The 14,766-nt window shown below is 71.7% G+C and carries 11 protein-coding genes and 1 riboswitch; of the genes, 7 read left to right on the top strand and 4 right to left on the bottom strand.

The genetic code is table 11. The features are described 5' to 3' along the window. Positions 1-46 precede the first annotated feature (46 nt). The 3 genes from OG828_RS37835 to OG828_RS37825 all read right to left on the bottom strand — a co-directional run bounded on the left by OG828_RS37835 (position 47) and on the right by OG828_RS37825 (position 3,559). Positions 47-1,438, bottom strand: a complete 1,392-nt coding sequence (locus OG828_RS37835) for a hypothetical protein (protein ID WP_328367087.1) — start codon at positions 1,436-1,438, stop codon at positions 47-49. Between the two features lie 179 nt (positions 1,439-1,617). Beyond that, positions 1,618-2,745 (bottom strand): alpha/beta hydrolase, encoded by a 1,128-nt coding sequence (locus OG828_RS37830; RefSeq protein ID WP_328503732.1) that lies wholly within the window; start codon positions 2,743-2,745, stop codon positions 1,618-1,620. An 82-nt stretch (positions 2,746-2,827) separates the two neighbouring features. Beyond that, a complete protein-coding gene (locus OG828_RS37825; RefSeq protein WP_328503731.1) occupies positions 2,828-3,559 on the bottom strand; it encodes a class II aldolase/adducin family protein in 732 nt (243 codons plus the stop codon). Between the two features lie 262 nt (positions 3,560-3,821). On the opposite strand from OG828_RS37825, the gene OG828_RS37820 reads away from it, so the two are divergent. Then, positions 3,822-5,060 (top strand): inorganic phosphate transporter, encoded by a 1,239-nt coding sequence (locus tag OG828_RS37820; RefSeq protein ID WP_328441316.1) that lies wholly within the window; start codon positions 3,822-3,824, stop codon positions 5,058-5,060. A gap of 30 nt (positions 5,061-5,090) precedes the next feature. Beyond that, the gene (locus tag OG828_RS37815; protein ID WP_328367075.1) at positions 5,091-5,312 is read left to right on the top strand and encodes a hypothetical protein; all 222 of its coding nucleotides are present in this window, start codon (positions 5,091-5,093) and stop codon (positions 5,310-5,312) included. A 20-nt stretch (positions 5,313-5,332) separates the two neighbouring features. Here the strand turns inward: OG828_RS37815 and OG828_RS37810 are convergent, their stop codons facing one another. Further along, entirely contained in the window at positions 5,333-5,545 is a 213-nt protein-coding gene (locus OG828_RS37810) for a DUF397 domain-containing protein (RefSeq protein ID WP_328367073.1), read from the bottom strand. Between the two features lie 238 nt (positions 5,546-5,783). Beyond that, a riboswitch (cobalamin riboswitch) is annotated at positions 5,784-5,923 on the top strand. A 102-nt stretch (positions 5,924-6,025) separates the two neighbouring features. Here OG828_RS37810 and OG828_RS37805 point away from each other — a divergent pair. The 5 genes from OG828_RS37805 to cobO are packed head-to-tail and all read left to right on the top strand — an operon-like array spanning position 6,026 to position 14,766. Beyond that, positions 6,026-6,967 (top strand): cobalamin biosynthesis protein, encoded by a 942-nt coding sequence (locus OG828_RS37805; RefSeq protein WP_328503730.1) that lies wholly within the window; start codon positions 6,026-6,028, stop codon positions 6,965-6,967. Further along, positions 6,964-8,511 (top strand): cobyric acid synthase, encoded by a 1,548-nt coding sequence (locus OG828_RS37800; RefSeq protein ID WP_328503729.1) that lies wholly within the window; start codon positions 6,964-6,966, stop codon positions 8,509-8,511. Before OG828_RS37805 ends, OG828_RS37800 begins: the two co-directional genes overlap by 4 nt. Then, on the top strand, positions 8,508-12,164 hold the full coding sequence (gene cobN / locus OG828_RS37795; protein WP_328503728.1) for a cobaltochelatase subunit CobN: 3,657 nt from the start codon (positions 8,508-8,510) through the stop codon (positions 12,162-12,164). Before OG828_RS37800 ends, cobN begins: the two co-directional genes overlap by 4 nt. After that, positions 12,161-14,167: a putative cobaltochelatase gene (locus tag OG828_RS37790; protein ID WP_328503727.1), complete on the top strand. Its 2,007-nt coding sequence runs from the start codon at positions 12,161-12,163 to the stop codon at positions 14,165-14,167. Before cobN ends, OG828_RS37790 begins: the two co-directional genes overlap by 4 nt. Further along, complete coding sequence (gene cobO, locus OG828_RS37785) at positions 14,167-14,766, top strand: cob(I)yrinic acid a,c-diamide adenosyltransferase (RefSeq protein ID WP_328503726.1); 600 nt, start codon at positions 14,167-14,169, stop codon at positions 14,764-14,766. The genes OG828_RS37790 and cobO overlap by 1 nt, the downstream gene beginning before the upstream one ends.

The raw sequence follows: 14,766 nt of genomic DNA, 5'->3' as shown, positions 1-14,766 counted from the left end.
GGCGCGGCAGAGGACAGACGACCCATCCCGGCACCACCAGCGGAGCTCACCCGCCGGTGTGCACCTGAAAGGCCGCCCGGCGTACCGCCTTGGCCAGCGCGGGGTCGGGATGTGCCGCCGCGAGGGCGACCAGGACCTGCACGGTGCGAGGGTGCCCGACCGCACGCACCTCGTCGAGCAGCATGGGAACCGTCGGCTGCACCGCGGACTCCAGGTGCCGCACGAGCATCGGGGCCTCGCCGTGGTCGGCGACGGCCGCGGCCGAGTCGACCCACAGCCATGTGGCCTCTTCCCGGGTGAGGACCTCATGCGCGTCCTCCGGGTCGAGCCCGTCGTACTCGGCGAGCCACAGCAGGGCGTACGGCCTGAGCGTCGGCTCGTCGGCCACGGCGCGTACGTCGGGCTCGGCGGGGGCGCCGACGACGCGCAGTGCCTCGAAAGCGAGGCCGCGCAGCAGGGCGTCATCGCCACGGGCGGCGTCGAGCAGCTCGGTGACGGCGCTGCCGACGGGGCGGGCGGCGAGCCAGGCGCGGTACTCGTCGCGGGCCGCCTTCGGGCGGAGCTGGGCGCAGCCGCGGAGCATCTCCTCGGCGGCGACCTCGATGTTCCCGGCGGGGCTCTGCGCGGCGACGCAGATCTGCTCCAGCTTGACCCAGACCGCCCAGCTGCCGAGCGGGGTCAGGGTGGCCTGTCCGTCGCCACAGGTGAGGGCGCCGACGGAGGCCAGGGCGTGCAGGGCCCAGTCCAGGAGTGGGTCGAGGGGGGTGTCGGCGGGCTCAGCCGTCGGCTCGGGCTGCGGACCGTAGGGGATCTCGCAGCGCTCGGTGCGCAGTTCGGTGACCCGCTGCTCCAGGAGGTCGAGGAGCTGCTCGACCGGGACGGGACCGGCGGAGAGCTGGAGGAAGGAGAGCACCTGGGGCATGGCCGAGACGACCTCGGCGACGGCGGCGGGCTCGTGGTCCGCGGGTTCCGGATGGGCGAGCGACCAGGCGTCGAAGAGGGCGACCCAGCCGCGCAGTACGGCACTGTCGTCGCGGTCCCAGGCGCGCAGCCGCCAGCCGGGGCGGGCGCTGTCGCCGTGCACCTCGACGAGGCCGGCGAGGCGGGCGGTGTCCCAGTCGGCGCGGACCTGAGCCGGGTTCAGGCCCAGGTCCCTGGCCGCCAGTTCGGCGGTCGCGTCGGAGAGAGTGCCCTTGCCGTCAGGGCTCGCACCGTAACGGCCGGGGTGCAGCGCGGCGTCGGCCCAGTGGGCGACGCGGGCCGCGGAGGCCAGACCGGAGCGAGCCATTCTGGCCAGCTCCGCCCGGGCCGGAGTGCCTTCCGGCGGGCGCGGGGCGGGGCGGCTTGAGCGCCGCTGGTTCATCGCTCGGGGGGCGGCGGCCAGGGGTCGCGGGCGGACGAGTCGAAGCCTGGAGTCGCGCGGGATACGGGACGTCACGGGTGCAGTCTTCCGGTTGACGGTCCGAAAACCCAAACGGAATGTCACGGCGGGCAACGGGGATGGCCAACGCACGGGGTCCCGCGGGCGGTGGAGGGCCGAGAACAGGCCAGTGATACGGCGTTAAACGGAATCCGCGGAACCGGGTGGGACCGGGTGGTATCGGGGCCGACGGGAGGTCACATCAGCGGGGTCAGGAAGCGGCGCAGCGTCTCTTCGTAGGACTGAGGGTCGGCGTTCCACATGGCTGCGTGCGGGGCGCGCCGGACCGTGTGGAGGGAGATCAGGTCGGTGCGGCTGTCGGCGAGGCTGCGGGAGAGGGACCAGGGGGCCACCGTGTCGTCGGGGCCGTGGAAGATCAGCGTCGGCACCGAGAGCCAGCCGGGGTCGGCGGCGTCTGTGATGCGGTCGCCGTGCAGCCCGGTGCGGCCCTGTGCGGCGCGGACCGCCAGCGGCAGCAGGGCACCCGGGGTCCGCCGGGCCGAGGCCAGGGCGCGCAGCGTGGTCTCCCAGCTGAGCACCGGGGAGTCCAGGACGAGCCCCGAGACGCGCTCGCGCATCCCGGAATGCGCGGCGGCGCGCAGCGCCATGGTGGCGCCGGTGGACCAGCCGTGCAGGACTACCTTCCTGGCGCCGTAGCGCACGGCGTAGCGGATCGCCGCGTCCAGGTCGCGCCACTCGGTCTCGCCGAGGTGGTTCAGGCCGTCCGGGGAGCGGGGGGCACCGAGGTCGCCGCGGTAGGCGAGGGCGAGCACCGGGAAGCCGCGGCCGCCCAGGAACTCCATGAGGTTCATGGCCTGCTCGCGGGTGGTGCCGAGGCCGTGCACCGCGATGACCCAGATGTCCCGTACGCCGGGCACGAACCAGGCGGGCAGGGAGCCGAGTTCGCCGGGTATGTCGACGTCGGCGTGGTCCAGGCCGAGGGCGTCGCCGGGGTTGCCGACGTACACGTTCGGGGTGAGCCACACCTTGTCGCCGGCCTCGAGGGTGCCGTGGGTGACGCGTTCCAGGCGGCGTACGACGGTGTCGGCGGAGTGGTTCGCCGTGTCGAGGACGGGGCCGACGACGGCGTGCGAGGCGTCGCCTGCGAGGCCGTAGGTGCCGGGGCGCAGGGAGGCCAGGGCCCGGGTGAGCGTGATCTGGCCCGCCGCCGTCGCATGCACGGTGAGCCGGGGTTCGCCGGGCAGGGGCCGTCCCGGTGGCACCTTCAGCGCGGCGTCGCTGGCGAACCGTCCGGCGGCCACGCCGGCCGCCCCGGCCGCCAGGGCTACGGTGACGGCCGCGGCCGCCGTTTTGACAGTGCGCACGGGTTCAGTGTCCTGGCGGACCCGGCTGTCGGCCAGCCGGGGGACATGGTTGCGGCGGAGCGATCGGCGACCGGCGCCCCTCTCACCCGCGCTGCCCGTACCCCCGCAGCTTCTCCCCCACCTCCCGCAACTGTTCCGCCGACAGCAGGCTCGGGGACAGGCCCGGTACCGAGGAGGCCGTGAGCCAGAGGCGGCACATCCACTCGAGTTGGGCGGTGCGGTCGTAGGCCTGGTCGAGGGTGGCGCCGTAGGCCATCGTGCCGTGGTTCTGGAGGAGGCAGGCGGAGCGGTCGGTCAGGGCCTGGAGCATGTTCTCGGCCAACTCGTCGCTGCCGTACGTCGCATAGGGGGCGACTCGGACGGGCCCGCCGAGCGCCTCGGTCATGTAATGGATCGCCGGGAGCTCGGTGACGAGGGTGGAGACGGCCGTGGCGTGGACGGCGTGGGTGTGGACGACGGCGCGGGCGTCGGTCGTGCGGTGGACGGCGAGATGCATGGGCAGTTCGCTGGTCGGGACGAGGGTGCCGAGCACCTGCCGGCCGTCGAGGTCGACGCCGGTCACGTCGTCCGGCGTGAGGCGGTCGTAGGGGACGCCCGACGGTGTGACCAGGACCGTGTCCCCGACGCGCAGGGAGACATTGCCGGACGTGCCGACGACGAGCCCGTCGGCCACGGTCCGGCGGGCGGTGGCGACGAGCTCCTCCCAAGCGCGCACCTCCTCCTGGAGCACACGCCTCCCCCATGGCGCCCCCACGACCTGTGACTCCTCCCGGGCCTCCCGCCCGCCCCCCTGATCCCACCGCTGCTCAGCCATGCCGCGATCCTGCCAGGCACGGCGTCAACCCGCCGTCGGGTGGGGGCCGCGCCCAGGTGACCAAAATCTCTTCAATGGATCCCTGTCACGGCTGAAGAAGTTTGCCCGAGGCTCCTAACCCTTGGGCTGTCTGGGCCGCGCGGATCCGGCGGTACCGCAACCGCCACACCAGGACACCGTGCGGCCCTTCCTAGTTCATCTTCCGTTCATTCAGGTTACCTACGTTCAACCGGCCAACGACCTCGAACGATTGCCTGGGTAAATGGAAAGCTTCTCGCTGATCCTCGCGATTGTGGTGATCACCGCTCTCGCGTTCGATTTCACGAACGGTTTCCACGACACCGCCAACGCGATGGCCACCACCATCTCGACCGGTGCGCTCAGACCCAAGGTCGCGGTGGCGATGTCCGCCGTACTCAACCTCGTCGGCGCCTTCCTCTCGGTGGAGGTCGCCAACACCATCTCCAAGGGGCTCGTCGACGAGACCGGCATACGTCCCGAGGTCATCTTCGCCGCCCTGGTCGGCGCGATTCTCTGGAACCTGCTGACCTGGCTGGTCGGTCTCCCCTCCAGTTCCTCGCACGCCCTGATGGGCGGCCTGATCGGCGCCACCATCGCCTCGGCCGGCGTCGGCGCGGTCCACGGCGACGTGCTCGTCACCAAGGTGCTGATCCCGGCGATCGCCGCCCCGCTGGTCGCCGGTATCGCAGCGATGCTCGCGACGAAGCTGATGTACTCCCTGGGCAAGAAGGCCGAGGGCAGCAACGCCTCCGAGAAGGGCTACCGCGCCGGGCAGATCGCCTCCGCGGGCCTGGTCTCGCTCGCCCACGGCACCAACGACGCGCAGAAGACGATGGGCATCATCACCCTCGCCCTGGTCACCGGCGGCGCCATCGCCCCCGGCTCGAACCCTCCCACCTGGGTGATCCTCTCCGCGGGCGTGGCCATCGCACTCGGCACCTACCTCGGCGGCTGGCGCATCATCCGCACCATGGGCAAGGGCCTGACCGACCTCCAGCCGCAACAGGGCTTCGCCGCCCAGACCAGCGCGGCCACGGTCATCCTGGCCTCCTCCCACCTCGGCTTCTCCCTCTCCACCACGCACTCGGTCTCCGGCTCCGTGATGGGCGCGGGCCTCGGCCGCAAGGGCGGCGTCGTCCGCTGGTCCACGGCCACCCGGATGTTCGTCGCCTGGGGCCTGACGCTGCCGGCGGCCGCGCTGGTCGGAGCGATCGCGGAGTACGTGACCGGCTTCGGCAGCTGGGGCACCGCCCTGGTCGCCGTCTTCCTGATCGCCTCCAGCGCCGCGATCTGGCTGCGCTCCCGCCGCGAGGTCGTCGACCACACGAACGTCAACGACACGGCGGAGGAACCGGCCGGCGTGGTGACGACGGCGATCGCCGCGGTGACCCCGCCGCCCGCGGGCACCGCGACCGACGAGCTGACGGCCACGATCCCCGCCCCGGCCTCCGAACCGGCGCCTTCGCAAGCCACGGTCTGACCCTCACCCCGTACTCAAGGAAGCAGCAACATGAAGATCGACTGGGCGGCCCTCGGCTCCGTCTTCGGCGTCAGCCTCGTGATCACCGTGGCCCTCGTGTCCCTGTTCACCCTCGGCGTCGCGGGCCTCTCCCGCCGCGAACGCGCCGCGTCCCAGGGCGACTCCGCCGCACTCGCGGTCACCGGCGCGTACACCTGCTTCGCCGCCTGCGCGGCGGCGGTGGGCTACGGGATCTATCTGATCGTCGCCTGACAGACCGGCCGCACCACCTCTCATGTCGCGGTGCTGAACCCCTGGGATCTCACCCCGGCGAGGAACAAGTGCCATGGGGTGCGTGCGAGATGGATGAGCGCCTCTCCGGCCGGCTCCTTCGTGTCGCGGACCAGCACACCTTCCGCGGCCTCGGCGACCGCGACGCAGGTCTCGCCGGTAACTGAATAGCTGCTGACGCGCCAGTTGTTCGCGGACGGACCCTCGTCGACCACGCAGACCTCCTCGGCTCGAGAGCCGGTCCCCCAGAGGTGTCCACCACGCCGAAAACCGTAGCGTCACGGTGTACGGCGCCGCAGGCCCCCCGAGGAATGGGTCTCGACAGCCCCCAGTACCGCTCCCCGAATTCTCCTTTTCAGTCTAGAGATGCCGGATTCGGTCGACCAGAGCCAAACCGGCCCTCATGTGGGCCTCAGCACACTCTCCCGCCGCAGGTCAACGGCAAGTTGACGGCCGTTCCAACCCCGTGGTGGACTGCCGGGGCCATGTACGGCGGCAGAAGAGGAAGCCGGTGTGAATCCGGCGCGGTCCCGCCACTGTCACCGGGGTAGTAAGCCCCGGGAGCCAGGAACTCTCGCCGCCGGTCTCGTCGAACCAGGGCGTGGACACCCTGAGTGAGGACATATCGCGATGCTCGGCTGCCGTTCGAGGTGCAGTACCAGGTCTCTGTCTGACCCCGCGGTCGGCTGAGCTCCATGCGTGCCGATCGCGAATTCGCGTACGGCGCCGCCGCCGGACTCCTCGGCGACCTGCTGCTCGGCGATCCGCGCCGGGGGCATCCGGTCGCCGCGTTCGGGCGGGCCGCCGGGGCCGTGGAAAAGGTGTTGTGGCGCGACCATCGCGGGTGGGGCGCACTGCACACTGCCGTGTGCGCCGGTGGCGCCGTGGCCGTCGGGGCACTCGCCGCTCGGGTCGTACGTACGTCCCCCGCCGCATCCGTCGCTCTGACCGGCGCCGCCACCTGGGCGGTCGTCGGGGGGACTTCGCTTGGCCGGGAGGCCCGGGGCATCGGGCGTGCGCTGGAGGCGGGGGACGTCGAGGGGGCGCGGGCGCGGCTGCCGCATCTGTGCGGGCGGGATCCGCAGGCGCTCGATGCGGACGGGATCGCTCGGGCCGTCGTGGAGTCCGTCGCCGAGAACACCTCCGATGCCGTGGTCGGGGCGCTGGTGTGGGGCGCCGTGGGGGGCGTTCCCGGGCTCGTCGGGTTCCGGGCCGTGAACACGCTCGACGCCATGGTGGGGCACAAGTCGCCCAAGTACCGGCGGTACGGCTGGGCTTCGGCCCGGCTCGACGACCTGGCGGGGTGGCCGGGATCGCGGCTGACCGCCGTACTCGCCGCCCTCGCCGGCGGTGACCCCCGTGGGGCCGTACGAGCCTGGCGCACCGATGCCGCCAAGCACCCGAGCCCCAACGCCGGGCCCGTGGAGGCCTCGTTCGCGGGAGCACTGGGCGTGCGGCTGGGCGGGACCCTGTCGTACGGCGGACGGGTCGAGCACCGGCCCGTGCTGAACGAGGCCGGGCGGACCGTCGGTACGCAGGACATCGAGGCGGCGGTACGACTGTCCAGGCGCGTCGGCTGGCTCGCGCTCGGCGTCTGTGTCGCCGCGCGCCGCATCGTGAAGGGGCGTACCTCATGACAGGCGGTGGACTCCTCGTCGCCGGCACCACCTCCGACGCCGGCAAGAGCGTCGTCACCGCCGGGATCTGCCGGTGGCTGGTGCGGCAGGGGGTCAAGGTCGCGCCGTTCAAGGCGCAGAACATGTCCCTCAATTCGTTCGTGACGCGGGAGGGCGCGGAGATCGGGCGGGCGCAGGCCATGCAGGCGCAGGCCTGTCGCGTCGAGCCGACCGCGCTGATGAATCCCGTGCTGCTCAAGCCCGGTGGCGAGCAGAGCAGTCAGGTCGTGCTCATGGGGAAGCCCGTGGGGGAGCTGAGTGCGCGCGGGTATCACGGGGGGCGGCAGGAGCGGCTGCTCGGGACCGTGCTCGACTGTCTCGCCGAGTTGCGGGGCACGTATGACGCGGTGATCTGTGAGGGAGCCGGCTCTCCGGCCGAGATCAATCTGCGGCGGACCGACATCGTCAACATGGGCATCGCCCGCAATGCCGGGCTGCCGGTGCTTGTGGTGGGTGACATCGACCGTGGGGGCGTCTTCGCCTCCTTCTTCGGGACCGTCGCGCTGCTCTCGCGCGAGGATCAGGAGCTCGTCGCCGGGTTCCTCGTCAACAAGTTCCGGGGGGACGTCAGCCTGTTGGAGCCCGGCCTCGACATGCTGCACGACCTCACGGGGCGGCGGACGTACGGCGTCCTGCCCTTCCGGCACGGGCTCGGGATCGACGAGGAGGACGGGATGGGGGTCCCCCCGCTCGAGCGAAGCCGAGAGTGGGGGAGGGTCTCCCTGCGGGGGACGGTGAGGGAGTCCGCCGTCTCCTCCCCCGTCGGCGAGGACGTGCTCCGGGTCGCCGTCTGCGCCGTCCCGCTCATGTCCAACTTCACCGACGTCGACGCGCTCGCCGCCGAACCCGGCGTCGTGGTGCGGTTCGTGGACCGGCCGGAGGAGCTGGCGGACGCGGATCTGGTGGTGATACCGGGGACTCGGGGGACCGTCCGCGCCCTGGAGTGGCTGCGGGAGCGTGGCCTCGCGGACGCCCTTGCGCGGAGGGCCGCCGAGCAGCGGCCCATCCTCGGTGTCTGCGGTGGGTTCCAGGTCCTCGGCGAGCACATCGAGGACGAGGTCGAGAGCCGGCGCGGGCAGGTCGAGGGCCTCGGGGTGCTGCCCGTCCGGGTGCGGTTCGCGCGGGAGAAGACCCTCACCCGGCCGACCGGGGAAGCCCTCGGCGAGAGCGTCGAGGGGTACGAGATCCATCACGGGGTCGCCGAAGTCGTAGGCGGCGAACCCTTCCTGGACGGGTGCCGGGTCGGCCAGACCTGGGGTACGCACTGGCACGGCTCGCTGGAGTCGGACGGTTTCCGGCGGGCCTTCCTGCGTGAGGTGGCCGCCGCCGCGGGCCGCCGTTTCGTGCCGGCCCCCGACATGTCGTTCGCCGCGCTGCGCGAGGAGCAGCTCGACCGGCTCGGCGATCTGATCGAACAGCACGCGGACACGGACGCGCTCTGGCGGCTCATCGAGTCGGGCGCGCCGCAAGGACTGCCTTTCATTCCACCGGGAGCGCCCGCATGAGCACAGTGTTGTTGTTGTCGACCGCCGACACGGATCTGTTGGCGGCCCGGGCCGCTTCCGGTGCCGACTACCGGATCGGCAACCCGACCCGCGTGGACGTCGACCAGGAACTCCCCGGCCTCGTCGAGGGCGCGGACATCGCCGTCGTACGGCTGCTGGGCGGCAAACGGGCCTGGGAGGACGGGCTCGCCGCGCTCAAGGCGTCCGGCATTCCCACCGTGCTGCTCGGTGGAGAGGCCGTGCCCGACGCGGAGTTGATGGCCGAGTCCTCCGTGCCCGCGGGTGTGGTGGCGGAGGCGCTGCGGTATCTCGTCGAGGGCGGGCCCGCCAACCTGACCGAGCTGGCGCGGTTCCTGTCCGACACCGTGCTGCTGACGGGTGAGGGGTTCGTCGAGCCGCAGAAGATGCCGGAGTACGGCGTCCATGGCGAGCGTTCTCTTGTCGCGGGCCGGCCCACCGTCGGCGTGCTCTTCTACCGGGCCCATGAACTCAGCGGCAACACCGCCTTCGTCGACACCCTGTGCGACGCGATCGAGGCGCGCGGCGCCAACGCCCTTCCCGTGTACTGCGGTTCGCTGCGCGGAGCCGACGCCGGGCTGTACGAGATCCTCGCGCAGGCCGACGCCCTGATCGCCACCGTCCTCGCCGCCGGCGGCACGCACGCCTCGCAGGCCTCGGCCGGCGGTGACGAGGAGGCCTGGGACATCGGAGCGCTCGCCGACCTCGATGTGCCGGTGCTGCAAGGGCTTTGCCTGACCTCCTCGCGGGCCGCCTGGAACGAGTCGGACGCCGCCCTCTCCCCCATGGACGCGGCGATGCAGGTCGCGATCCCGGAGTTCGACGGGCGGCTCATCACGGTCCCCTTCTCCTTCAAGGAGCAGGGCCCGGACGAGGTCCCCGTGTACGTCGCCGACCCCGAGCGGGCCGCGCGGGTCGCCGGGATCGCCGTACGGCATGCGAAGTTGAAGCACAAGGCGAACGCCGACAAGAAGCTCGCGCTCGTCTTCACCGCGTACCCGACGAAGCACTCGCGCGTCGGCAACGCGGTCGGCCTCGACACGCCCGCGTCGGCAATCCAGCTGCTGGACGCCCTCAAGAACGCCGGATACAGCCTCACCGAATACCCCGACAACGGCGACGAGTTGATCCACCGGCTCATCGAGGCCGGCGGACACGACGTCGAGTGGCTGACCGAGGACCAGCTGGCTTCCGCGCCCGCGCGCGTTCCGCTCGCCGACTACCAGGCGTGGTTCGACAAGCTGGACCCGGAACTCCGGGACGCCATGCTGGAGACGTGGGGGGAGCCGCCGGGCTCGCTGTACGTCGACGGGGACGACATCGTGCTCGCCTCGCTCCAGTTCGGGAACGTCGTCGTGATGATCCAGCCGCCGCGCGGCTTCGGCGAGAACCCGATCGCGATCTATCACGACCCGGACATGCCGCCGTCGCACCACTACATGGCGGCGTACCGGTGGCTGGAGAACAGCTTCGGCGCGGATGCCATCGTGCACATGGGCAAGCACGGCACGATGGAGTGGCTGCCGGGCAAGGGACTCGGGCTCAGCGGAGGCTGTGCGCCGGACGCCGTGCTCGGTGAACTCCCGTTGATCTACCCGTTCATCGTCAACGACCCGGGCGAGGGCACCCAGGCCAAGCGCCGCGGCCACGCCACCGTCGTCGACCACCTCGTACCGCCGATGGCCCGTGCCGACACCTACGGCGACCTGGCCAAGCTGGAGCAGCTGCTCGACGAGTACGCGCTGGTCTCCGACCTGGACCCGACGAAGGCCCCGGCGGTCCGTGCGCAGATCTGGACGCTGGTCAAGGCGGCCGAGCTGCATCACGACCTGCATGTGGACGACCAGCCGGACGACGACGCGTTCGACGAGTTCGTCATGCACATCGACGGCTATCTGTGCGAGATCAAGGACGTGCAGATCCGCGACGGGCTGCACATCCTGGGCGGTGGCCCGGTCGGCGAGCCGCGCGTGAACCTCGTACTCGCCGTGCTGCGTGCCTCGCAGGTGTGGGGTGGCCAGGCGAACGCCCTGCCGGGACTCAGGGCTTCCCTCGCGGCCCATTTCGGGCTCAGCGAGAAGGAGTTGCTGGCCGAGCCGGGGGCTCCGCTGAAGGTTCCGGTCGAGCTGTCGGACCTCGTCGAAGGCCCCGCCCGTTCCGCCGCCGACACGATCGACCTGCTGGAGCAGCTGTGCCGGAGGATGGCGGAGGGGATGGAGGAGCGCGACTGGGTGGTCTCGGCGGCCCGTCCCCTGGTCGCCGACGTCCTCGGCACCGAACTCCCGGACGCCGTGGCCGTGTTGGAGTTCGCTTGTTCCGAGGTCGTGCCCCGGCTCGCGCGCACCACCGACGAGATCGGGCACATCCTCAAGGCCCTCGACGGCGGATACATCCCGGCGGGCCCCTCCGGCTCCCCCACCCGCGGGCTCGTCAACGTCCTGCCGACCGGCCGCAACTTCTACTCCGTCGACCCCAAGGCCATCCCGTCCAGGCTGAGTTGGGAGGTCGGTCAGTCCCTCGCGGACTCGCTGGTGCAGCGGTACCTCCAGGACACCGGGGATTACCCGAAGTCCGTCGGCCTGACGGTCTGGGGTACGTCCGCCATGCGCACCCAGGGCGACGACATCGCCGAGATCCTCGCGCTGCTCGGCTGCCGACCGGTGTGGGACGACGCCTCGCGACGCGTGACCGGCTTCGAGATCGTGCCCCTGGCGGAGCTGGGCCGGCCCCGCATCGACGTCACGGTCCGCATCTCCGGCTTCTTCCGGGACGCGTTCCCGCATGTGGTCGGGCTGATCGACGACGCCGTACGCAAGGTCGCCGAGCTGGACGAGCCCGCCGACCAGAACTACGTACGCGCCCATGCCGACGCGGACACCGCCGAACACGGCGACCGACGGCGCGCGACGGCCCGTATCTTCGGCTCGAAGCCGGGCGCGTACGGCGCCGGGCTGCTCCCGCTCATCGACGCCCGCAACTGGCGGTCCGACGCGGACCTCGCCGAGGTGTACGCCGTCTGGGGCGGCTACGCCTACGGGCGCGGGCTCGACGGGCGGGCGGCGCGCGGGGACATGGAGACGGCGTTCCGGCGGATCGCGGTCGCCGCGAAGAACGTCGACACGCGCGAGCACGACCTCGTCGACGCCGACGACTACTTCCAGTACCACGGCGGCATGGTCGCCATGGTGCGCCATCTGACGGGCACCAGCCCCGAGGCGTACGTCGGCGACTCCGCCACCCCCGACCAGGTCAAGACCCGCACCCTCGGCGAGGAGACCCACCGCGTCTTCCGCGCCCGCGTGGTCAACCCGCGCTGGATGGCGGCGATGCGGCGGCACGGCTACAAGGGCGCCTTCGAGATGGCGGCGACCGTCGACTACCTCTTCGGGTACGACGCGACGGCCGGGGTCGTCGACGACTGGATGTACGAGAAGCTGAGCGCCGAGTACGTCTTCGACCCGGAGAACCGGGACTTCATGAAGAAGTCCAACCCGTGGGCGCTGCGCGGCATCACCGAGCGGCTGCTCGAAGCGGCCGACCGTGGACTGTGGGCGGAGCCGGACGCGGACACGCTGGAGCGGCTGCGGGCCACCTATCTGGAGCTCGAAGGCGACCTGGAGGGCGACGACCAGTGAGTACTCCCTTTCCCTTCACGGCCGTGGTCGGCCAGGACGATCTGCGGCTCGCGCTGCTGCTGAACGCCGTGTCACCGGCGGTGGGCGGTGTGCTCGTGCGCGGTGAGAAGGGCACGGCCAAGTCGACGGCGGTGCGGGCGCTTTCGGTACTGCTGCCGGCGGTGGACGTGGTCGCCGGGTGCCGTTTCTCCTGCGACCCGGGCGCGCCCGACCCGGGCTGTCCCGACGGACCGCACGAGACCGGCAGAGGGACCACGCGTCCCGCGCGCATGGTCGAGTTGCCCGTCGGTGCCTCCGAGGACCGGCTCGTCGGCGCGCTCGACATCGAGCGGGCGCTGGCGGAAGGCGTCAAGGCCTTCGAGCCCGGCCTGCTCGCCGACGCGCACCGCGGGATCCTCTACGTCGACGAGGTCAACCTGCTCCACGACCACCTGGTCGACCTGCTTCTGGACGCGGCCGCGATGGGTGCGTCGTATGTCGAGCGGGAGGGGGTGTCGGTCCGGCACGCCGCGCGTTTCCTGCTCGTCGGGACCATGAACCCCGAAGAGGGCGAGCTGCGGCCGCAGTTGCTCGACCGGTTCGGGCTGACCGTGGAGGTCGCCGCGTCGCGTGAGCCGGAGCAGCGGGTGGAGGTCGTACGGCGCAGGCTCGCCTACGACGACGATCCGGCCGGTTTCGCGGCCCGTTGGGCGGACGAGGAGGCTGCGGTACGTCAACGTATCGTCGCCGCAAGGGAGTTGCTGCCGTCGGTGCGGCTGGGCGACGGGGCGCTGCGGCAGATCGCGGCGACCTGTGCCGCGTTCGAGGTGGACGGCATGCGGGCCGACATCGTGATGGCGCGGACGGCCACCGCGCTCGCGGCGTGGGCCGGGCGGACCGAGGTACTGGCGGAGGACGTACGGCAGGCCGCACTGCTCGCGCTGCCGCACCGGCGGCGACGGAATCCCTTTGACGCACCGGGACTTGACGAGGACAAGCTCGACGAGACGCTGGAGGAATTCTCCGGCGACACAGACGGCGACGGCGACCACGATCCCGATCCTGATGACGGTGGGCCGGGTCCGGGCGGGGGTGGCGGGGAGCCGGCTCCGGACGAGGGTCCGCAGGGTGGTGACACGGGCGCCCGGCCCGAGGCCGGTGAGGACGGCGAGCCGCAGGCCTCCGGTGCCGGGGAGCAGTCGGCCGTACGGGCCTCGGAACCGTTTCGGACGAAGGTGCTGAGCGTCCCCGGTATCGGGCAGGGTGCCGCCGGGCGGCGTTCGCGGGCGCGGACCGAGCACGGGCGGACGACGGGGGCGCGGCGGCCACGGGGGGCGCTGACCAAGCTGCATCTGGCGGCGACCGTGCAGGCGGCGGCGCCGTATCAGCGGGCGCGCGGGCGGGTCGGGCGTGGGCTCGTCGTGCGGCGGGACGATCTGCGGCAGGCGACGCGGGAAGGGCGCGAGGGGAATCTCGTGCTGTTCGTCGTCGACGCGTCCGGGTCGATGGCGGCGCGGCAGCGGATGAGTGCCGTGAAGGGAGCTGTGGTGTCTCTGCTGCTGGATGCGTATCAGCGGCGGGACAAGGTGGGGTTGGTGACGTTCCGGGGAGCGAGCGCGGAGGTGGCTCTGCCGCCGACCTCGTCCGTGGATGCCGCTGCCGCTCGGCTGGAGTCCCTGCCGACCGGTGGGCGGACGCCGCTGGCCGCCGGGTTGCTGAAGGCGCATGACGTGCTGCGGGTGGAGCGGCTGCGGGATCCCGCTCGGCGGGCCCTGGTTGTGCTGGTGACGGACGGTCGGGCGACCGGTGGGCCGGAGCCGGTGGTGCTGGCCGGGCGTGCGGCTCGGTTGTTCGCGGCCGAGGGGATCGCTTCGGTGGTGGTCGACTGTGAGGCGGGGCCCGTGCGGCTGGGGCTCGCGGGGCAGCTTGCCGGTGAGCTGGGGGGTACGGCCGTGACGCTGGACGAGCTGCGGGCGGACTCCATCGCCGGGCTGGTGAAGGACGTACAGAGGAGGGCCGCGTAATGCCTCAGGGACAGCCGAGTGTCGTGCCGGACGATGGGCTGACGACTCGTCAGCGGCGTAACCGGCCTTTGGTGGTCGTGCATACGGGGGTCGGGAAGGGCAAGTCGACCGCCGCTTTCGGGCTGGCGCTCAGGGCCTGGAATCAGGGGTGGCCCATCGGGGTGTTCCAGTTCGTCAAGTCCGCCAAGTGGAAGGTCGGCGAGGAGAACGCGCTGCGGGTGCTCGGTGCCAGTGGTGAGGGCGGGTCCGTCGACTGGCACAAGATGGGCGAGGGCTGGTCATGGGTGCAGCGTGATCAGCAGATGGACAACGAGGAGAAGGCCCGGGAGGGCTGGGAGCAGGTCAAGCGGGATCTGGCGGCCGAGACGTACAAGCTGTACGTGCTGGACGAGTTCGCCTATCCGATGCACTGGGGTTGGGTGGACACCGATGAGGTGATCTCCGTGCTGCGGGACCGGCCCGGTACCCAGCATGTCTTGATCACCGGACGGAACGCGCCCGAGAAGCTGGTCGACCTCGCCGATCTCGTGACCGACATGTCCAAGGTCAAGCATCCGATGGACGTCGGGCAGAAGGGGCAGAGAGGCATCGAGTGGTGA

The sequence above is a fragment of the Streptomyces sp. NBC_00457 genome, from assembly GCF_036014015.1.
Lineage (GTDB): Bacteria > Actinomycetota > Actinomycetes > Streptomycetales > Streptomycetaceae > Streptomyces.
Note: the sequence above shows the minus strand (reverse complement) of the source record. Positions and strands in the feature narration are given on the sequence as shown.

What these genes read in the sequence shown, in the direction of transcription:
- OG828_RS37825 (WP_328503731.1), bottom strand. Translation starts at nt 3,559, where the DNA reads ATGGCTGAGCAGCGGTGGGATCAGGGGGGCGGGCGGGAGGCCCGGGAG.
- OG828_RS37820 (WP_328441316.1), top strand. Translation starts at nt 3,822, where the DNA reads ATGGAAAGCTTCTCGCTGATCCTCGCGATTGTGGTGATCACCGCTCTC.
- OG828_RS37815 (WP_328367075.1), top strand. Translation starts at nt 5,091, where the DNA reads ATGAAGATCGACTGGGCGGCCCTCGGCTCCGTCTTCGGCGTCAGCCTC.
- OG828_RS37805 (WP_328503730.1), top strand. Translation starts at nt 6,026, where the DNA reads ATGCGTGCCGATCGCGAATTCGCGTACGGCGCCGCCGCCGGACTCCTC.
- OG828_RS37800 (WP_328503729.1), top strand. Translation starts at nt 6,964, where the DNA reads ATGACAGGCGGTGGACTCCTCGTCGCCGGCACCACCTCCGACGCCGGC.
- cobN (WP_328503728.1), top strand. Translation starts at nt 8,508, where the DNA reads ATGAGCACAGTGTTGTTGTTGTCGACCGCCGACACGGATCTGTTGGCG.
- cobO (WP_328503726.1), top strand. Translation starts at nt 14,167, where the DNA reads ATGCCTCAGGGACAGCCGAGTGTCGTGCCGGACGATGGGCTGACGACT.